Annotated in this window: 17 protein-coding genes and 1 tRNA gene; 3 read left to right on the top strand and 15 right to left on the bottom strand. The window is 51.5% G+C overall.

What is annotated here, in order from left to right:
• Window positions 1-74: 74 nt before the first annotated feature.
• The 10 genes from NFR55_RS07480 to NFR55_RS07525 all read right to left on the bottom strand — a co-directional run bounded on the left by NFR55_RS07480 (window position 75) and on the right by NFR55_RS07525 (window position 9,062).
• The gene (locus NFR55_RS07480) at window positions 75-602 is read right to left on the bottom strand and encodes a hypothetical protein (RefSeq protein ID WP_251547874.1); all 528 of its coding nucleotides are present in this window, start codon (window positions 600-602) and stop codon (window positions 75-77) included.
• Window positions 603-612: 10 nt separating this feature from the next.
• Entirely contained in the window at window positions 613-1,224 is a 612-nt protein-coding gene (locus NFR55_RS07485) for a hypothetical protein (protein WP_251547876.1), read from the bottom strand.
• Window positions 1,225-1,345: 121 nt separating this feature from the next.
• Entirely contained in the window at window positions 1,346-2,212 is an 867-nt protein-coding gene (locus NFR55_RS07490; RefSeq protein WP_251547878.1) for a DUF5685 family protein, read from the bottom strand.
• Between the two features lies 1 nt (window position 2,213).
• Window positions 2,214-3,239, bottom strand: a complete 1,026-nt coding sequence (trpS, locus tag NFR55_RS07495) for a tryptophan--tRNA ligase (protein ID WP_251547880.1) — start codon at window positions 3,237-3,239, stop codon at window positions 2,214-2,216.
• Complete coding sequence (gene thrC, locus NFR55_RS07500; RefSeq protein WP_251547882.1) at window positions 3,236-4,720, bottom strand: threonine synthase; 1,485 nt, start codon at window positions 4,718-4,720, stop codon at window positions 3,236-3,238. The genes trpS and thrC overlap by 4 nt, the downstream gene beginning before the upstream one ends.
• 274 nt (window positions 4,721-4,994) lie before the next feature.
• Window positions 4,995-5,387, bottom strand: a complete 393-nt coding sequence (locus tag NFR55_RS07505) for a hypothetical protein (protein WP_251547884.1) — start codon at window positions 5,385-5,387, stop codon at window positions 4,995-4,997.
• A gap of 63 nt (window positions 5,388-5,450) precedes the next feature.
• Entirely contained in the window at window positions 5,451-6,860 is a 1,410-nt protein-coding gene (locus NFR55_RS07510) for a beta/alpha barrel domain-containing protein (RefSeq protein WP_251547886.1), read from the bottom strand.
• 26 nt (window positions 6,861-6,886) lie between these two features.
• Window positions 6,887-8,095, bottom strand: a complete 1,209-nt coding sequence (locus tag NFR55_RS07515; RefSeq protein WP_251547888.1) for a pyridoxal phosphate-dependent aminotransferase — start codon at window positions 8,093-8,095, stop codon at window positions 6,887-6,889.
• A 106-nt stretch (window positions 8,096-8,201) separates the two neighbouring features.
• Window positions 8,202-8,867, bottom strand: coding sequence for an SGNH/GDSL hydrolase family protein (locus NFR55_RS07520; protein ID WP_251547890.1), 666 nt, complete (start codon window positions 8,865-8,867; stop codon window positions 8,202-8,204).
• 119 nt (window positions 8,868-8,986) lie between these two features.
• Window positions 8,987-9,062: transfer RNA gene (locus NFR55_RS07525), tRNA-Pro, on the bottom strand.
• Between the two features lie 168 nt (window positions 9,063-9,230).
• On the opposite strand from NFR55_RS07525, the gene NFR55_RS07530 reads away from it, so the two are divergent.
• Window positions 9,231-9,749, top strand: a complete 519-nt coding sequence (locus NFR55_RS07530; protein WP_251547892.1) for a ferritin — start codon at window positions 9,231-9,233, stop codon at window positions 9,747-9,749.
• Window positions 9,750-9,836: 87 nt separating this feature from the next.
• Here the strand turns inward: NFR55_RS07530 and NFR55_RS07535 are convergent, their stop codons facing one another.
• The gene (locus tag NFR55_RS07535; RefSeq protein ID WP_251547894.1) at window positions 9,837-10,466 is read right to left on the bottom strand and encodes a hypothetical protein; all 630 of its coding nucleotides are present in this window, start codon (window positions 10,464-10,466) and stop codon (window positions 9,837-9,839) included.
• Window positions 10,467-10,485: 19 nt separating this feature from the next.
• Window positions 10,486-12,495 carry an ATP-dependent zinc metalloprotease FtsH gene (gene ftsH / locus NFR55_RS07540; RefSeq protein WP_251547896.1) on the bottom strand — a complete coding sequence of 670 codons (2,010 nt, stop codon included), beginning with the start codon at window positions 12,493-12,495 and terminating at the stop codon, window positions 10,486-10,488.
• A gap of 189 nt (window positions 12,496-12,684) precedes the next feature.
• On the opposite strand from ftsH, the gene NFR55_RS07545 reads away from it, so the two are divergent.
• The gene (locus NFR55_RS07545; RefSeq protein ID WP_251547899.1) at window positions 12,685-13,488 is read left to right on the top strand and encodes a DnaJ domain-containing protein; all 804 of its coding nucleotides are present in this window, start codon (window positions 12,685-12,687) and stop codon (window positions 13,486-13,488) included.
• Window positions 13,489-13,547: 59 nt separating this feature from the next.
• On the opposite strand, the gene abc-f is transcribed toward NFR55_RS07545, so the two are convergent.
• The gene (gene abc-f, locus NFR55_RS07550; RefSeq protein ID WP_251547901.1) at window positions 13,548-15,026 is read right to left on the bottom strand and encodes a ribosomal protection-like ABC-F family protein; all 1,479 of its coding nucleotides are present in this window, start codon (window positions 15,024-15,026) and stop codon (window positions 13,548-13,550) included.
• 120 nt (window positions 15,027-15,146) lie between these two features.
• Here abc-f and NFR55_RS07555 point away from each other — a divergent pair, with 120 nt between their 5' ends.
• Window positions 15,147-15,404: a hypothetical protein gene (locus tag NFR55_RS07555; protein WP_251547903.1), complete on the top strand. Its 258-nt coding sequence runs from the start codon at window positions 15,147-15,149 to the stop codon at window positions 15,402-15,404.
• Window positions 15,405-15,582: 178 nt separating this feature from the next.
• On the opposite strand, the gene NFR55_RS07560 is transcribed toward NFR55_RS07555, so the two are convergent.
• Window positions 15,583-18,543 (bottom strand): X2-like carbohydrate binding domain-containing protein, encoded by a 2,961-nt coding sequence (locus NFR55_RS07560; protein WP_251547905.1) that lies wholly within the window; start codon window positions 18,541-18,543, stop codon window positions 15,583-15,585.
• Window positions 18,540-20,555, bottom strand: a complete 2,016-nt coding sequence (locus tag NFR55_RS07565) for an alpha-L-rhamnosidase-related protein (RefSeq protein WP_251547907.1) — start codon at window positions 20,553-20,555, stop codon at window positions 18,540-18,542. Before NFR55_RS07565 ends, NFR55_RS07560 begins: the two co-directional genes overlap by 4 nt.

The following is a 20,555-nucleotide window of genomic DNA, read 5'->3' on the forward strand; positions in this document are numbered from 1 at the left end:
GGGGCGCCTCCAAAAGCGGGAACTCTCTGCGTTTTCGCGAGCCTTTTGACGCCAAAAGGCTCACCCCCCCTACTTTATTTTATAAGTTTGCACAATCTTATGCTCAATTGGTTAAACAAAAGGTCGAACACGAGAGCCATGAAAGTGAATAAAAGAGCGAGCACGGGATAGCCGCCTATGTTTGCCGCCATGCCCACTATATCTATGGTGACAATCCACTTTGCGGTGAACCATACGCAAACGAGAGATATGTTTGCAAACACAATCATTGCGGCAATGCGGATTAGCGCGGTTTGCCACTTGGTGTAGTAGAGTTTGCGAATAAAATAGCACAGCACCGAAAAAGGCGCGAATATCAGGGCGTTAAGCAAAAACGCCGAACTTAGCGGAGTTATGCCGAGTGCGAAAAACGCAACGAGCATGCTCACCGCAATATCGGCGAGTCCGTGCAAAAAGCCGCATTTAACGAACACTATATAATAGCACAGCGCGGCGAACATCAAAAGCGACACTTTCAGCCAGCCGAAATTGGTAAGGAAAACGCACACGGCGGAAATCGCCGCGCCCACCGCGGTATAAGTCAATTTGCGGGTGCCGTTCAAAATAACGCCTTTAGCCGCAGCAACGCGTCATGGAACAGCAGCAATCGGTGCAAATGTAAGCCATACAGCAATTGCTCAGAGCGTTGCCGCCGCACATCTGCCCCTCCTGCCCCGAAGGCGGCTGTTGGGCGGGGTCCATGCCTATAATGCGGGGGTCGGCTTGCGGATTGCCCATTACCATATCCATTTTTTCGAGCGCGGTTTTATACTTTTCGTTGCGCGGCTCCATGCTCACCGCTATGGCAAGCTGTTTGCGGCTGTCGGAAAGCCATTCGCGTTTATAGTATACTATAGACTGCAAATAGTGCCACTCGGCAGTGCGGTCGGTTATTTCGTCGAGCTTGTGTTGCGCGTCGTCGTAACTGCCGTTTTTTATGAGATTGTCTATCGCGCCGTAGTCGGCGTCGCCGAATTCTTCTTTGGCTTGCTTTTTCTCGAAATCGGCGGATATCATATCCCACGCCGACTCGAGCTCGCTCAACTTGCGCGCGCCCTCGTTGCCTTCCGCGCCCGACTTGAAACGCTGTTCGCCGTATTGGGCTTTCAGTTCTTCGTAACGCGCTTTGAGTTCTTCTTGCGTGCTCTCGGCGGTTAAGCCGAGTACGCCGTACGGGTCTTTCATTGTTTTACCTCTCGGATAGTAACTTTATTTTTGCTTATCAAGCCTACGTCCTCGCGAGGCTATCCTCCTCGCGTGATAAATCCATTCGGTTATTATACTATATATATGTGTGCGTTTTGTGTTATATCTTGGGGGGCGGGAGCTTTTTCTCGCTGGCAAGCAGTTCCTCGCATTTGCTCCTAAGCCCTTTGTAAATTATGTTTCGGAGCAGGTCGCTCGCCTCGGTAAACACCATTTTGTTGAAACATTCTATTGCGCGGTTCACCGTCCCCGCAAGCAAAAACGTAAGCTCGGCTCGGTGTTCTTCTATAAAACTCTTGCGCGACTTAAACTCGCCGTACTCGGCTATTAGCGGATTGTACCGCTTTTTCTTAAAGTCCTCGCCTAGGTCGTCTATGGCGTCCGCAACGTATACGAACTTGCCCACGTTGTATAAAAGTTTGCCTAAATTTTCGTCGGCTGAGTTTGTGAGCAACATGCCCGTTTTTTCGAGCATGGTTGCAAAGCAGTCGGCAACCCTGTCTATGCCCGCGGCGTTCGCCTTTTCGAGCTCGCGCAGTTTGGCGTATTGCTCGCGCACTATTGCGTCCGCTTCGGGGAGCATTGCCGCGGCTTTACGGTAATGCTTTTCGAGCATTCGCCGCGCCGCTTTCTTTTTCAGTCCGCCGCCGTCTATTACGTCGTCGTCCGCTTTGGCGTACGCGAGTATCATGTTTGCCGCCACTATCTTATCGAAAAGCTCGTTGCGGCACACCACCGTTTTTTTGCGCGGTCCGCATATGCACCCTTGATTAACGAAATCCACGTGCTGTTTGGTTACGTCGTGCAACAAAACGCTCAAAAACGTGATATCGTAACTCGTGGTAAAGCGCGGCATTTGACCGTACTGCTTGCCTATAGACTTGCATATGCCGCAATAAAAGGCGCGGTAAAGGCAAAAATCCGCCTGACCGAGCTCGGCTTTTACGGGCACTACGTAGCCGTACATTTTATTGCTCCAACGGCACGAAGCCCACTTTGCGGTAAACTTTGCTAAGCGTGCGGCGGGCAATTCTCGCCGCACGTTCCGCACCCGATTTCATAACGCTTTGCAGATAATTTTTGTCGGCAAGCAACTTTTTATACTCGGCTTGCACGGGCTTTAAGAATTCTATAACGGCTTCGCCCACCCGCTTTTTGAAATCGGCGTACCCTTTGCCCTCGAACTCCTTTTCGGCTTTGTCTATGCTCTCGCCCGAAAACACCGAATACACTGTAAGCAGATTGCTTATGCCCGGCTTGTTTGTTTTGTCGTATTTCACCGCCGAGTCGCTGTCGGTAACAGCCGCTTTGAACTTGCGCATTATTTCGTCCGCGCCGTCGGCGAGATAAACGCAATCGTTCGGATTTTCTTCCGACTTGCTCATTTTTGCCGTAGGGTTCTGAAGCCCGTATATTTTCGCGCCGTACTTAGGCATTACGGGCTCGGGGAGCACGAACGTGGGCGAGTAGCGGTTGTTGAACCTCTGCGCTATGTTGCGGGCGAGTTCCACGTGCTGTTTTTGGTCCTCGCCTACGGGAACCGTTTCCGCCTGATACAGCAGTATGTCCGCCGCCATGAGCACGGGATAATCGAAAAGCCCCACGTTTACGTTTTCGGGATTGCGCTTGCTCTTTTCCTTAAACTGAGTCATGCGGCTCGCCTCGCCGAATTGAGTGTAACAGTTAAGCACCCAAGCGAGTTCGGCGTGAGCCGAAACGTGCGACTGCAAAAACAGCACGCACTTTTCGGGATTTATGCCGAGCGCAAGATACATTGCGAGCATTTCGAGCGTGTTTTTGCGAAATACCGCAGGCTCCAAACTCACCGTTATGCTGTGCAAGTCCGCAACGCAGTACACGCAGTCGTATGCGTCCTGCATGGCAATCCAATTTTTGAGCGCGCCCGCGTAACTGCCTATAGTGGGCGAGCCGGTGGGTTTCACCGCGCTGAATATCTTTTTCTTTCGGATAGTATCCGTAGTTTCGCCGCTCATTTACGCGCCATCCTTTGGGCAAATTCTTTTATTGCGCCCGCTACTTCATCGCGGTTTACGCACCCGTTGAAGAGTTTTTCCTTTTTGGGCAAACTTATAAGCGTTTCGGGCACTTCGAGCGCGGTTGCGTTTTCGAGCGTGACAAGGTCTTTAACCTCGTTGCCCGTGGGCTTTTCGCCTATCGCCTCGAGCACGCTCGCCGCAAACTTGTGGGGCGAAGCGGTGGAAAGTATCACCGTAGGGCGTTCGCGTTCGCCGCCGCACAGCTTGTCCGCAACGGTAACGGCAACCGCGGTGTGCGGGTCCATGATATAGCCGTACTCGTCGAAATATTCGGATATGGTTTCGGCAACCTCGTCCTCCTCGGCGTAGCCCGCCGAGAATGTCTTTTGCATTTTTTCGGTTTCTTCTTCGGTGAGCGAATAAACGCCCTCGCTCCCCAGCTTACTCATGCGTTCCGCCGTAAGTTCGTCGTTTTCGCCGCTCAAGTCGAATATGAGCCGTTCGAGGTTGGAAGAAATGAGTATATCCATGCTCGGACTCGTGGTTTTGTGAAATTCGCGCCTGCGGTCGTATACGCCCGTGTTGATAAAGTCGCAAAGCACGTTGTTCACGTTGGAGGCGCAAATCAGTCTGCCTACGGGAAGCCCCATTTTGAGCGCGTAATAACCCGCCAAAATATCGCCGAAATTTCCGCTCGGAACGCAGAAATCCACTTTGTCGCCGTACTTTATTCTGCCTCCGTCGAGCAGGTCGGCGTAAGAGGTGAAATAGTACGTTATCTGCGGAGCGAGTCGCCCGAAATTTATGGAATTCGCGCTCGACAGCTCTATGCCCTCGTCCGCAAGTTCTTTTATGAGTCGCTCGTTTGCGAACGCCTTTTTAACCGCGGTTTGCGCGTCGTCGAAATTGCCGTTTATAGCCGACACGAACACGTTTTTGTGCTCGGTGGTTATCATTTGGAGCTTTTGCAGGTCCGACACTCCGCCGCTCGGGTAAAACACCGCAACGGCAGTGCCCTCCACCCCGCCGAACCCCTCGAGCGCGGCTTTGCCCGTGTCACCGCTCGTGGCTACGGGTATGAGCGTGATTTTATCGTTGCCGAGTATCTTTTTCGAGCCCGAAAGCAAATGCGGCAAAAGCGTGAGCGCGATATCTTTGAACGCGTGGGTAGGTCCGTGCCACAACTCGGTTATAAATGTGTTTTCGGCTATTTGCACCACAGGCGCGGGGTCGCCGCAAAAACGCGAATACGCCGCCCGCGTATATTCGGCAAGCTCGGTAAGCTCGGGCAAAAACATGCCCACTATTTCCGCCGCCGTATCCTCGTAAGCCGCGCCGCAAAACGATTCCGTTTTTTCTTTCGACACAACGGGAAATTCCGAGGGGACGTATAGCCCGCCCTCCTCGCTTATTCCGCGGCACACGGCTTGCGCTCCGCTCGCCACGTTATTCTTGTTTCTGGTACTGTAAAATTTCATAGAGCTATCCTTATATAGTTCGGGGACACTGTCATTGCGAGGAGGGCTTTGCCCGACGCGGCAATCCCTTGCATGAGAACCGAACAGTTGCCGTACTTGCTCCATGCAGGGGATTGCTTCGCTATGCTCGCAATGACGGGGTTGCCCGTATTAAACTTTATTGCTTCTCGCAGAGAAGTCGTGGAGAGTGGGGGTTCAAAGGGGGCGGGGCGCGTCGAAATCGCTCCGCCCCCCTTTGCGGTTTTCGCGAGCCTTTTGACGCCAAAAGGCTCAATTACAAATATCTTTTGAGTTTCGCGGGCACTTCCGCCATGCTCAAAGTTACCGTAAAGTTCACGTTGTAGCGAGTGGAAATCTCGTCTAAAAGAGGAATGAATTCCACGGGGTCTACGTCGCCTATGCGAGCAAGTCCGTCTATGAAGAAATCGCAAATATCCGAGTTGCCCGCAATCATGCCCTTTATAAACGATTTGAGGGCGCACGCCTTTTCTATTCCGTATTCGGCGGTTACCACAAAACGTATGCTGTTCGAAATGTCCAAACTGTATTTGTCTATCGGCGTGATAAACACCACGTTGCCTTTGACTTCGCCTACGCGGGCGTTTGCCTTTTCTATAATGCGTTGAGTTTTGCCCGTTCCCTTTGCTCCGTAAATCAGTTCAACCATGTTCTTATACTCCTTGTTATTTTATTTGCGCGGTTTCCCGCCCAAAATTTTTACTTTTTAAATCTACTTACTGCTTCCCATGCCGAGCAACTTGTGCCTGCGTTTATCCGCAAGGCGCACCATGCTGTCAAGTTCGTCGTCGCCCATTACGGTGTTGCGCCCCTTGGCATACTCCTCGTCTACCTGCGCTTTTACCGCCGCCACGAGCGGGTCGGATTTGTCTATTACGTCGTCGCCCGTAAGCTCGTAATAATCGTTGAGCCAGTAGGCTATGCCGCTGAGCCCCGAGGCGTTGGACACGCTCACGTAAGGTTTGCGCCCGAGCAGTTTCTCGGTGTCGAATATGTTGTATATTTCGGGATTTTTGAGCATTCCGTCGGCGTGTATGCCCGCGCGAGTGGCGTTGAACGCCCTGCCCGCAAACGGAGTCATGGGCGGTATTACGTAGCCTATTTCCTTTTCGAAATATTCGGCTATTTCGGTTATCGCGCTTAAGTCCATGCCGTCGGCACTGCCCTTGAGTTGGGCGTATTCCATGCACATAGCTTCGGTGGGACAGTTGCCCGTGCGTTCGCCTATGCCGAGCAACGAGCAGTTCACCCCGCAACAGCCGTATAGCCATGCGGTGGCGGCGTTCGCCACAACCTTGTAAAAGTCGTTGTGCCCGTGCCACTCGAGTTGCTCGGAGGGCACTTCGGCGTATTCCCTAAGCCCGTACACTATGCCTTGCACGCTCCTCGGAAGCGCGGTGCCGGGATATGTCACGCCGAGCCCGAGAGTGTCGCACGCCCTTATCTTTACGGGTATTTTGCTATCTCTCGCGAGCCGCATGAGTTCGCGGGCAAAGGGCACTACAAAGCCGTAAAAATCGGCGCGGGTTATATCTTCGAAATGACAGCGCGGCACAATGCCATCGGAAAGAGCGTCTTTCACTATGGAAAGATATTTTTCCATGGCTTGCGCGCGAGTTAAGTTCATCTTCTTGAAAATGTGATAATCACTGCAACTTACGAGTATGCCCGTTTCCTTTATTTGCATATCTTTCACGAGCTTAAAGTCGCGAGCGTCGGCGCGTATCCAACTCGTGATTTCGGGAAACTCGCAACCGCTCTCGCGGCACGCGATTACCGCTTTGCGGTCTTTTTCTGAATAAAGGAAAAATTCGGATTGCCGTATTATCCCCTTTTTGCCGCCGAGCTTAGAAAGCAATTTGTATATAGTAACTATCTGCTCGACCGAAAAGGGCGCGGTAGACTGCTGTCCGTCGCGAAACGTGGTGTCGGTAATAAAAATCCGTTCGGGCATGCGGCGCGGCACGATTATATCGTTGAATATGGTTTTGGGCACTTCGTCGAAATCGAAAATGCCGCGGTAAAGCTCGGGCTCGGGCACGTCGTGCAACCTGTAGTCGTGCGGTTTGGTTTCGAGCAATCCCGTGCTCTTATTGAGTTGTACTTCTTTTTTTGCCGCCAATGCTTATATCCTTATTATATACTATTTTAACGCTTAGCCGTTTCCGCGAATTCTTTGAAACGCTTCAGTCCCTCGGCGATATCCTCTTTGCTTATGGCGTAGCTTAGCCGCAAATATTCGGGTGCGCCGAACGACTCGCAGGGGATTGCCGCAACCATCTTCTCGCCAAGCAACGCCGTAGCCACGTTGTACGCGCTGTTAAGCTCCGCCCCGCCCTCGCTCGTTTTGCCGAGTAAATTCTTTATATGCACCATAACGTAAAACGCGCCTTCGGGATAGATGAAATCCACTCCCTTTATCTCGGCGAGTTTCTCCGCCATGAGTTTGCGCCGCTCGTCGAACGTTTTACGCATGCTCTCCAAAAAGCTCTCGCCCTCGCTGTGCAAATACGCTTCCTGCGCGGCGTACTGCGCTATGGAGTTGGGGTTGGAGGTGGTGTGGCTCTGTATGCTCGATATGGCTTTCGCAACCTCCGCGTTGGACGCGGTGTAGCCTATGCGCCAGCCCGTCATGGAATAGGTTTTTGACACGCCGTTTACAACCACGGTGCGGTCTTTTATATTCTCGGAATACTGCGCTATGGAATAGTATTCTCCGTCGGTATAGGTGAGCTTTTCGTAAATCTCGTCCGATATTATGTATACGTCGGTATTCTCGAGAACTTTCGCGAGCGACTCCAGTTCGGCGCGAGTATACACCGCGCCCGTGGGATTACAGGGATTGTTTATGAGCACCGCTTTGGTCTTATTCGTCAAAGCCGACTTGAGTTCGTCGGCGGTCATCTTAAATCCGTTTTCCGCTTTGGTATGAACGTATACCGGAACGCCGTCGCACAGCTTTACAAGCTCGGGATAGGTGAGCCAAAACGGCGCGGGAATTATAACCTCTTCGCCGGGGTTCACGAGAGCCGAAAAAGCGTTGTAGAGCGCGTGCTTTGCGCCGTTGGACACGACTATGCACTTGGAGTCGTATTCGAGCGTATTGTCTTTTTTGAATTTGAGCGCGATTGCCTGCTTGAGAGCGTCGGTGCCCGAGGCGGGCGTGTATTTGGTCATGCCCTCTTCGAGCGCGTGCTCGGCGGCTTTAACTATGTATTCGGGCGTGTTAAAGTCGGGTTCTCCCGCACCGAACGATATTACGGGCTTACCTTCCGCCTTCATCTTCTTGGCTTTGGCGGTTATCTCGAGTGTAAGCGACGGCGAAACTCTTTTCGCCCTTTGTGCAATGCCCGTCATGTTTGGTTTTTGCCTCCGTAAAAAAGTATAGTTTTTTATATTCTATCACAATACGCGGCGAAAATCAATCCTTTTGGCAACATTTGCACGCCCTCGCGCGAATTTATCAAGCCATGCCCTCGCCGCGCAAAAACTCCGCGACTTTTTCGCCCAAAAGCGCGTGTCCCGAATCGTTAGGATGCAAACCGTCGGCAAAGTTAGCCGCGCCCGCCGCCGTTTCGGGATTGAGTTCGTTGCAACCGCGCAGGTCGAGCACGCGAACGCCCGCGGCGTTCGCCGCCTTTAGTAGAGCCGCAACGTAATCGCAAAGCGGTGCGCCCGCTTCCTTTTTGCTTCCGTCGCCAAACGGATTTTGTTCGCTTAATCGCCTAAGCGGCAGTATAACGCAAATTTTTTCTTTGCCGTATCTGTCCGTTAAATAGCCGAGCAGTGCGGCGCACGCCCCGCAAAAGGTGTACGGCGTACGGTCGCCGAACTCGCCCATCGGCGCGTCGCCGTGCCCGTAATCGTTGGTGCCGCCGAACACAACCACGCAGTCCGGCTCTCCCTCTATTTCGCGGGCGCGAATATTGTAATCCAAATCGCAAGCCGCGTCCGCCGACGGACGGGTTTGCCTTGCTATGCGAGTGCCGCTCAAGCCCATGTTTACGGCGTCGCAGTTGCCGAGCAACTTTGCCGCCACGGCGTGGTAAATCTTTTCGGGTGCGCTCGCGCACGACCCTTGCGTTATGCTGTCGCCCAAAAACACTATCTTCTTCTTTTTGTTCTCCATCTTCGGTTGCCCCTCGCAATTTATTTTATACCGAATATTTTATCACATTAAACCGCACAAATCAATCTCTTTCAACCCGCAATACGCAAAAAGGACGCCGAACGCGTCCTCATTCGCTTTGGTCGAAGTGGCGAGACTCGAACTCGCGGCCTCATGGTCCCGAACCATGCGCGCTACCAACTGCGCTACACCTCGATAAACTGAGCCGACCCTAAAAGTCAACTTATATATTATATTATTTTGCGGAGCGGATGTCAAGAGAATTTCGGCGTGTAGCCCGTCATATTTTTTGTGGCGCAATTCGGTTGATTTTTCGTGCGCATAATACTATAATATAAGCAAATAAATCCACGGAGGACAAACATGTTAAACGAAAAGATAGCAAAGCTCATTAACGAGCAGGTAAACAAAGAACTGTATTCGGGATATTTGTATCTCGATTTCGCCAACTACTACGCCGCCGAAGGGCTCGACGGGTTCGAACACTGGTACGAAGTTCAGGCTCAGGAAGAGCGCGACCACGCAATGATGATGCGCAGATATCTCATAGACAACGGCGTGCGCGTTACCTTCGACGCCATAGCCAAACCCGACAAGAAATTCGCCGATACCACCGCGCCGCTCAAAGCGGGACTCGAGCACGAGCAATACGTTACCTCGCTTATAAACAACATCTACGCCGAAGCGTTCGCACTAAAAGATTTCAAGACAATGCAGTTCCTCGACTGGTTCATTAAAGAGCAGGGCGAGGAGGAAAAGAACGCCGACGATATGCTCAAGAAAATGGAGCTTTTCGGGCACGACGCAAAGGGACTTTACGCGCTCAATCAAGAGCTTGCGGCAAGAGTATACACGCCGTCCGCCACAGGTCCGGCGATGTAAATTAAAATATTTCGCAAAAATATTTTACAACGAAAAACGTCCTTTCGGGATAATTCCGAGAGGACGTTTTTTATATGGAATAAAATTTTATTTTTCGGTTATTTTTTTGGCAATGTTTCCGAGCGCAATGTATAAGTCGGACGTGTCCATGCGCACGCGCACGGGATTTACGCGGTAGTCCGCGTTTTCGGGCGCGGTGGAAATTTCGTAGGCGTATTCGAACAAATAAATCCTAACCCACTTAACCTCGCCGTTGGTGGTTGCCACGTTCATTATCATGCGGTCGTACTTTATCTTTTCGCCGTCCACCTCGTATTCGCGAACTTTATCGAAACCGAGTTCGAGCATATACGAGTTTTCGGTTGCGGCGCACGCCGAGCGAGCGTCGGCAATGGTGAGAGCCTGCTTTTGCTCGTTGCCGTCTTTGTCCTCGGTCATTACGAACTCAGGTCCGTAACTGCCCACAAACTCGAGCGTTGCGTGCATTATGGAAAAGCTCGTGCTTTCGAGAGCTTTATCGAGCTCGGCTTTGTGTTTGTCTTTCACCGTGCCGCCGGGCAGAGCGGACGATTCGTAAGGCGTTACGTTCACGGTATCGTAATCCATGAAATCTTTGAGCGGCTTTACGGTAACGCAACAAAGCACTATAACCGCAACGAGTATTGCGCCCAAAACCGACGCGGTGACTATAAGCGAAATTTTTGCCTTCTTATTCATAACCTGTTATCTTCCTTTTTCAGTTGTTATACTTTTTGGCAAGTCGGGCGTCGAGCGCGTCGCGCACCTCTTCATACGGTTTGCCTTCCATAATCATATCCACCTCTTCGGTGTATATGGTTTCGCGCTCTATGAGCAGGCGCACCATGCAGTCCATTACGGCGCGGTGCTCGGTGAGTTTTTTCACCGCGTCTTTGTGCGCCGTTTCCACCAGCGCGGCAACGGCTTCGTCTATCTTTGTGGCAATCGACTCGCTGTACGTGTGCGTGGATTGGTAATCGCGCCCTAAGAACACCTCTTGATTGGAACCGTAATACACGGGACCGAGCTCGGACATGCCCCACTCCATAACCATCTTGCGGGCAATATCGGTGGCGTGCTTTATGTCGCCCACCGCGCCGGTCGTGATATCCTCTATCACGAGTTCTTCCGCCGCTCTGCCGCCCATGCTCATGGAAAGATTGGCTTTGAGTTTGCCCACCGTCATGTGGTTGTCGTCCGACTCGGGGCGGGTCATTGTGTAGCCCGCCGCCTGACCGCGGGGAATTATGGAAACCTCGTGCACGGGGTCGCACATAGGCTCGAGCCGAGCCACTATCGCGTGACCCGCCTCGTGATAAGCCGTTATGCGCTTATCCACCTCGGTTACGAGTCTCGACTTTTTCTGAGGGCCCATAACCACTTTGTTTATGCCCTCGTAAAGGTCTTCCATGCTTATCTGCGTGCGGTTGTCGCGAGCGCACAGTATCGCGGCTTCGTTTAAGAGGTTGGCTATCTCCGCGCCCGAAAATCCGCTCGTTATGCGGGCGAGCACCTGAAAGTCGACGTCGGGAGAAATGGGCTTGTTGCGGGCGTGCACTTTGAAAATCGCCTCTCTGCCGCGCACGTCGGGAATGTTTACGTATATTTGGCGGTCGAACCTGCCGGGGCGCAACAGCGCGGGGTCGAGTATATCCGCGCGGTTGGTTGCCGCCATTACTATTACGCCGTCGTTGGTTTCGAAACCGTCCATCTGCACGAGCAACTGATTGAGCGTTTGCTCGCGTTCGTCGTGTCCGCCGCCCAGCCCCGCTCCGCGTTGGCGTCCCACCGCGTCTATCTCGTCTATGAATATAATGCATGGCATGTTCTTCTTCGCTTGGTCAAAGAGGTCGCGCACGCGGCTCGCGCCCACGCCCACGAACATCTCCACAAAGTCCGAACCCGAAATGGAGAAGAACGGCACGTTGGCTTCGCCCGCCACCGCTTTGGCAAACAAAGTTTTACCCGTGCCCGGAGGACCTACCAAAAGCACTCCTTTGGGGATACGCGCCCCAACGTCGGTAAACTTTTTGGGCGACTTTAAGAACTCCACTATTTCGGCAAGCTCCTGCTTTTCTTCGTCCGCGCCCGCCACGTCGGTAAAGCGCACTTTGAGGTTGGACTGAGCGTTCGCCTTGCTCTTTCCGAAATTCATGGCTTGCTTGTTCTGCCCGCCCATGCTTCTGAACAGGAAGAACGCCATTACGCCTATGAGAATTATTCCCACTATGGGATAAAGTATGTTCCAAATACTGCCCGCGTTGCGGTCGTTAAAGGTGAGCTTAAGCTCGGGATAGGTCTTGTTCGCGTTGTCGAGCGCCGCGCTCGCTTTTGCGAGTTCTTCGGCGGCTTGGTCTTTCGCGGCTTGGTCGTTGCTGTCTTTTAAGTCGTCAACCTTCTTTTTGGCTTCGTCAACCGCCGCTTGAGCCTCGCCCACAACCTCGTCGCGAGCGGCAAGATACGCGCTCACCTCGTCCCAAACAACCTGATAGGGTGCGTACGCGAATTCGTCGTAAGTTTTCTTTTTGTTGCCGTCTTTGTACTTTACGTTAACTTTATCGTTGTTTATGCTTATAGCCGTTACGTTGCCCTCGTGCAGCTCTTCGCGGATTTTAGTGAAAGCAACCTCCGCCGCGCTGTTAAGAGTGGTAGTGACTATAAGCGCGACTATCGCGAAAACAACCAAAACGGATATAACCGCGATAATGCCTTTCGTGCTCGATTTCAAATATTTTTACCTCCGAAAATTTCAGCCGTATAATGTTCTAAGCTATAGTATACCACAATAAGACCCGCGATATCAAGTAATTTCGTCTATTTTGCAGTGCGGCTGTGTATAATTTATTTACGTATTCCCTAACTTTTTTATGCTTTAGTCTTGCATAATCCGAATATAAATGATATAATAAAAGGCGATATGAGCACTTTTTACACTGTATTGGGTTTGCCCGAAACGGCTACCGACGACGAAATCAAACAAACTTACAGGGCATTGGCTAAAAAGTACCATCCCGACTTGCATCCGGGCGACGCGGAAACGGCGAAAAAATTCGCCGAAGTAAACGAAGCCATGGAAACTCTCGGCGACCCCGCCAAACGCAAGGCGTACGACGACAAGCGCGCCGCCGACAAAAAGAGAGCGGAACAGGGCTCGACCGACGCGGCGGCAATGGCTCGCGCGAGGGCGGCTGCGGCGGCTCGGGCACGCGCGGCGGCTCAAGCGGCGGCTTCCCGCCCCTATATGGGCACTGCGGCGGGAGCACAACAGGTAATCGCCGACGCTCGGCGTCAGGCATATAACGACGGTTTCGCCGCCGGCAGGCAAGCCGCCGAGAGCGCGCGCAACGCAACCGCCGAAACGTGGAAAAAGTCTGCCGACAATTGGAAGAGAGAAGCGGAAAAGTCGCACGAAGAGGTGGAGATACTCAAAGCCGCGCTCGAGAAGGCTCGCACGCGGGCAACCGACGCGGAGGCTTCGGCTCGCAGACTCGAACTCGCGCTCAAAGCTCAAACGAACGCCGCCGAAAACGCGAAACTAGGCGCGGATATGGAAATTACCGCAATGCGCGAGTCTTACGAGGAGCGACTCTCCATAGAGCGCGAAGCTCGCAAACTCTCCGAAGACGACAAGGTGCGCTTAAGCCGCGAGGTGCTCAGACTCAAAGAAGAACTCGCCGCTTTCAAGGCGGAAACCGCGGCGAACAATTCCGCTTCGGAGTAAATATTACCACACGGTTTTGAATGCGGGATAACGAAAATGTGTATATAATATGAATTAAATCACAAAGTTATCCTGCGAGTAGCCGCCGCGCATACAAACGCCTCGTCGTGCTCTACGAATATCATTGTGGGGCAAAACTCGAGTATGAGCTCTTCGATTTGCATGCGGGCGTAAATATCGAGATAATTGAGGGGCTCGTCCCAAATATAAAGGTGCGCCTTTTCGCAAAGACTTTTGGCTATCAAAAGTTTTTTCTTTTGCCCCGGCGAACACGCCGCAAGGTCCTCGCCGCAGTCGGCAATCGAAAATCCCATTTTATCGAGCACCGCTCTAAACAGCGACTCGTCTATGCCGTGAGTTCGGGCAAAGTCGGATATCTTTCCGAACACGCTCTCGTGGGTTTGCGGCACGTAGGAAATTTTCACGCCCGAGGAGAGCGCGAAAGTGCCGGTATGCGGAACGTCCTCGCCTATAACGAGCTTAAGCAAACTGCTCTTTCCGCAACCGTTTTTGCCGCACAGCGCAACGCGCTCGCCACGCATAAGCTCCAAATCCACAGGTCCGCACGCCTTTACGTTGCCGTAGGCTATTTCCACGCCGTAAAGCCCGAGCACTCGCTCGGCGCGATACTCGAGCGGACCGAGCTTCAGCTTTTGGACGGTTTCGGCGTTTTTGAGAAGTCCCGCCTTTTGCTCCATGCCCTTTTGCGCCCGAGCCTCGGCGGATTTGGCGCGTTTCATCATCTTTGCCGACTTGTGCCCCACGTATCCCCTGTCGGACTTGAGTCCCGAGTCGTTTTTGCCGTATTTGGTTCGCTCCGTTTTATCCGACCATGCCGCGGCGCGTTTCGCCGCCTCGCCCAGCCGCGCTATATCCTTTTTGAGCCTTTCGTTTTGCGCGTTCTCGTATGCCTGTTGCCGCTCGAAATTTTCGTACCACGACGAAAAATTACCGCTCTGCACCTCAATGTTCGAGCGGTTGACCGAAAGTATGTGGTCTACGCAACCGTCCAAAAACGCCCTGTCGTGCGAAACAAGCAAAAAGCTCTTTTTGCCGCGCAGATACTCCGCAACCGTTTTCCTCGCCGCGGAGTCGAGGTGATTTGTAGGTTCGTCTATGAGCAAAAACTCACCGTCGTTCAAAAACAGTCCCGCGAGCAACGCCTTCGTTTTCTCGCCGCTCGACAAGCTCGCGTATTCGCGATACGGTATTTCGGGCGAGAGGTCGAGATAGGAAAACTCGCGTAATATTTCCCACTCCTCCGCCATGGGGCACACCTGCCCCAAAACGTCTTGCACGAGTCCGCTTTCGTCCTTTAACGCAAACGGAAAATAGGTGAACTTAACGTTCGCCGATATTTTTCCCGAGTATTCGTATTTGCCGGTCAGCAAATTGAGAAAGGTTGTTTTCCCTCTGCCGTTGCGCCCCACAAATCCCGTTTTCCAATCGGTATCTATGGCAAAGCTCACGTTTTCGAATACGTTCTTGCTCGCCCCGTAATAACCGAAAGTAAGATTTTGCACGTTTATTAAAGACATGATTGAACGTATTATAACACAAAACAATCGCGTGCGCAATCATTTCGGCAAGAGAGTTTATATCCGAGATACAAAAGCGACCGTATAAAAACGCCGTCCGAAAATAAACTCTTTCGTATTGTGTTCAAAGTAGTAAAGTATAACGTCTTATTTGCGTTTGAAATAACGGTAAAACGTAGCCTTTATCTTGTAGAAGGCGATACGCTTGCCATAAGTTACAATATGTATCTCACAGCCAAAGCCGACATGGGACCTTTGAAAGCGGGTACGACTTACAAAATCAAAGTAACCGAATTTAACAAATTCGCAAACTTGGAAGGCTATGACGAGCCGATGGTAGTTCATCTTCTTCTCACGTCCACAACCCCCGGCGTTTAATATAATACTTTCCGTTATGTTTATGCACAAACGAACCTTCGTTCCAACGCCACTCTTTACTCTGCCGCATTTCCCAATCCTGAGACGATTCGAGCACAAGTTTGAGTTCGGAAACAATCTTAGTAAGACTTTCGTAAAAAAACCGTAACTGTCGCGTTACGGCTTTTTTCGATATCCGTTATTGTACCGCTATATTCACGGTAGCTGTTTGCGAGCCCGCATACAGTTCACCGAACATGTCGGTAACTCCCGTTTTGCCTCGGCAAACGGTAAGCGCCGTCGTACCGGAAGGAAGCGTTTTAAGGAAGGCTTCTTTGAGAGTGACCGCATAACCGCTCATGACGTAGTCGACGTCTTTTACCAATTTAACGCCGTTGTACTCAAGCCAAAACTCGTTGAACTTACCGCCCTCGTCGTTAGTGTGTTCTATAATATAAAGGTCGCCCGAGCCCGAATACTCAACGGTGCTGTCGTTTTTGAACATGCCCGTATTTGTATAGTCGGCATAGTTGTAAGGCGTATACGGCTGATTTGCACTGTCCAAATCGGTTTCTATTACTTCTATAGAACCTATGTGCAATTCCTGAGGAACAACAGGCCACAATATCAATTGGTCGTTTGTAACTGCGGTTTTGGGAAGATACGACGTCCAAGTGTATACATTGTTCGCGTCGCGCTCTATTGTGGTACGGTAATCTTTGGTATCGTTTTTGATTTTGTTACCCTCTATCCAGCTTGCGTCTACCCCCGAATTGTTCCACTTTATAAGCAAACTGCTTACCGCGGCGTCGTTCGCAGTACGGAATTTTATGCGCACTACGTATACCGTATCGGTCTTAAGCGTGTTATACGAAAGAAAGCCCGGTAACGCCTCGCTCTCAGGTATCAAAAGCGCTTTGCCCATAACGTCGTCGGATATCACCGTTTTATTGGCATAATTTTCGCCCCAACTGTGAATATACCCGTCGGCGCTGCTTGCTCCGTCTTTGGGCGGGATTATGCCGCCGAGCGACGTACCTATATTATACGCACCGAAATCCATAATTCCCACTACGTCGGCAAGGTGCGCCGATTCGCTGCCGTACACGCCCGCCGAAACGGTAAGTTGCATGGTTTTATCGTCGTATACAAAATTGAGTGTAAAACGGTGTAACCCTAACTTAAGAGTATTTAGATATTCTTTTTTGAGAGTGAGATTTCCGTCGGAAAGCGTATAGTTTTGAGAAGCCACCGGTACTCCGCCCGTAGTTATGCTCTCAAGCGTAAAGTTGCCCAAACTCAACGAATATGCAAGGTCTTCTTTTGCGGCGCTTTGCACTTTGAGCGCGGCGCCGTTAACCTTGGCGGGAGCTACGGAGTTTATGGTAATAACGGCACTGCACTCCGTTTCTTCGGTAGTACCGAAAACGTCTTTCACATAGTAGCCCTCAAATGCGAGAACATGTTCGCCGTCGGCAATTTTCGCAAGAAAATCGGCTTTAACGGCAAATCCTTTATTTGTCATAACGTAGCCATTGCCTTGCGCAAGCGCAACTTCGCCCAAAGTTACGTTGCCGGTAAACTTAACGCCCGTTGCCGAAAGGTCTATTTCAAGGTCTTCGCCACTGTGCTTCATATATTCCACCGAATCGAGCGTGGTTTTGAGCGATGCGGGAATATCGGTGGCAAGCACTTTCAAATCGTCTATCGCAAAGCTTGCCTTATCCGCGTTTATAGCCGTAAACATAAAGTTTTCGCCCGATGCGCCCGGCGTCATATATACAGAAACGCTGAGTATTTTGGTGTTTTTATCGTATTCGAAAACAGTTCTGTCGTCGGACTTTTTCGAAAGAATAAAGCTGTCGGACTCCGCGTTATAGTCTATCAACAGTCCGAACACTTCGGGAGAAGGCATAAATCTGAACGCAAGCGACGGGTTTGCGCCGGCTGCCACGGTAGTCATTTTCACCTTCATGTCGAAGCGATACAGCACGTTTTGCTTGAATGGCATGTTCATGCCGAACAACGTGTTCCACCCCACGCCCGAAACTTTGGACGACACCAAAAGCGAATTGCCGCTTATCGCCTGTTCGCCCGTCACTATCTTGCTCTCGGCGCCGTCGGGATTAGTAAAGAACAAATCGGTGTTCACGTTGCCGCCGCCGAAAGACGAGTCGGGTGCAATCGTGTCGAAATCGTTCATAGCGTACATACTGCCCGCCACCGCGAGTTTTGCACTGCCCGCTTTGCCGCAAGAGCCTACTTCGAAATCTATCTCGGTGCTTTCGCTGTCTTCCACTTCCAAACGGAACGCGTGTATGTCGGCATACTTTTCGTCAAGCCAAGCCGCTTTTATATTCAGCGTTTTGGTAAGAGCGTTGTATTCGTATCCGCCGTTGTCGAATAATGCGTACTCTCCCCCGTTTTTGATTTTGAGCGCGAACTCCGCGCCCCCGGGATTGAAGGCAAACGACACGTCTTTGCCGTTGACTTCCTGTATCTTGTAACGCTTGTTGTCGAACGTAGCGCGTATGACTTTGTTGTGGCAGTTTATAATAAGTTCGGCGACGCCCACGTTTGTGGTAAGCGTAAGCACGTTTTCGCCGTCTATGCACGTACTCTCTATACTGTCTTTGCTTATTATAAAATTACCGTCCGATACGGAAAAAGCATCCGCGGAAAGTCGCTCGTTGCCTATTTTCACGCTTACAATGCCGTCTCCGCCCAAATCTACGGGCACGACGAAGTCTTGCGGTTCGTCCCAAATATAATCTACGGTTTGCGCCGAGAATACCGGAGCCTTATAGCAACGCACGTCCACTTTAACGCTGCGCCCGTCTACCGTAATAGTAAACGTATGGGTGCCCGTGCCAAGCGAAGACAGATAGCCGCTTTTGAGCGTTATGCTGCCGTCCGCCACCGTATAATTGCTTGCGTCGAGCTCGGCGCCGCCCTCGGTTATCGAACTCACCACGGCGTCTATGGGATTGAGTCCCAAAATAAGATTGCCCGACGTACCGCTTACGAAAATCGTAGACGCGGGCGTAACGCCCGTGCCGGGCACCTGCTCCGCGGGTTTGCTTTCGCACCCACCCATAAGTCCCATGCTTGCCGCAAGCAGCAAACACAGTACTATTACCGAAAGTCCTCTCTTTTTCATCTTTTATTCTCCTTATCTTTTTTGCGTTCCCGACTCACCGTTGCCCCCGGTTCGAGCAAAATATGCTCGCCGTAAAGCGTAAGCTCGCCCGGTAACGACGATGTAACGTGTATGACGTCGTCTTTCACACCGAATTTGAGCGTTCCTTTTTTGAGAGGAAACTCGGCATTACAGTTGCCCAACAAATCCAAACGCGGCTCTATCGCTATTTTGCCGTAGCCGCATTCCATCGGTTTAACTCCCAACAAAAAACGACCTATTATCCACAGCGGGGTGGCTCCCCACGCATGACACAGACTTTTACCGTACTTGCGGTCGTACATACCGTAATGTTCCGCGCCGTTTTGCTCGGGGTCGAAATATTCCCAAAACGAAGTCGCTCCGAGTTTGAGCATGCCGCCGAAATATCGCATCATCTCGATATATACGCGCTCGGTTTCGCCCAACAGACAAAGCGCGGTGAACTCGTAAAAACGCATATACGGGGTGGTTATTGCGGGCACCGCATCGCTAAACAACACGCTTGTCAATATTTTGCGACTTTTTCGCTCGTCGGCTATGCCGCACAACACAGCCATTACGTTGTTTTGGCGCAATATAAGCAAATCGCTTTTGCCGTCTTTGAGCGAATGAGCATAGCCTCCCCTGTCTTCGCACCAAAACGCGTCTTGAATATCGGCGCAAAGCTTTTTCGCAAGCGAAGCGTATTTTTTCGCATCGCCGGTTTCGCCGATTACGCTCGCTATTTCCCTGCCCGCGCACAACGCACCGTAGAGAAGTATCTGCAAGAACGAATAGACGTCGCCGTCTTTGGTTATTGCGTCGTTCCAGTCTATAAACACCCAATCTTCGGGCGCGGCAATCAAAAATCCTCTGCTGTCGGTGCGCGAGAGCACGAAGTCCGCCCATGCCGTGAAACGCGGATATATTCTCTTCAAAAACTCCGTATCGCCCGTATAACGGTAATGCGTGCGGCACGATATGAGCCAGTACAGCGAATAATCTACTATGGTGTTCATGTGCCGCACTACGTTGTTTTTACCGCCCAATGCGACTATCGTGTTGCGAGCCGTCTCTTCGTCGAAAAACGAATAAGCGTTTAACAGATAACTTTGGCTTGCATCGCCCGACCAAACCCAGCGGTCGCGCTTTATGCCGTCCAAAAAGAATTCGCGCGTATTGAGCATAAAGGTGTGCATTGCCGTTTCCCATATGCGCTGTAGTTCTTTGTTTTCGCATTCGAACTTTGCCGCGCGCGGTTGCGGACGATATTCGTACAATTCGACAAGTTTGCCTATCTTTGCGCCTCGCTCGCACACCGCCGCCACAAATCTGAATGCATTGGTGCGCTCATTACGCGTCCGTCCGTCGCACAACGCTATATTGCCGATTTTCTCGCAACACTCGAAATCTTCCGCCTCTTCTCTCGATTCGCCGAAATACAGTTTGACTTCGCCTTTGCCGTTATGCTCCTCCGCTTCGATATAGCCGAAAGTTTCCTCGCCGAAATCGTAAAGCACGCAGTCGTCTTTTAGCTCGGTTTTCACGGCTTCGCGTCTTAAAAGCGGCAAAGCGTAATTGTCGGGCGACATATTCTCGTCGGTAAATCCGCCCGTGCCTACGTATACGAATTTGCCGTCCAACAGCGTACACTGCCATTCTTTATCGCTCTGTATCTCTCTGCCCTTTACGTATACGCACGGCAGTTTGCCGCCGCTTGCAAACACGTGAATACAAAGAGAGTGTTTACCTGCTTTTAGCGGCAGAACGCCGTCGAAACCGTGCACGAATTTACCCGCTCCGTCAAGCTCTATATTAAACTCGCCGCTCGCGCGTATAACTAATTCGTCGTCTTGCGAAAGAGTGAATTCTCTGCCGAATTTGACGCTCGGCTCTACGGCATGCGACTGCCACACGGGCGGCTGAATCACGTCGCGCATATATCGCCGAGCGCTTACTTCGTTGAGAGTTTTTATTTCCCTGTCTCCGGGATACCAAATCCATTCCGCCAT

Origin of the sequence: Pumilibacter intestinalis (assembly GCF_943193005.1) — a bacterium.
GTDB lineage: Bacteria > Bacillota > Clostridia > Christensenellales > Pumilibacteraceae > Pumilibacter > Pumilibacter intestinalis.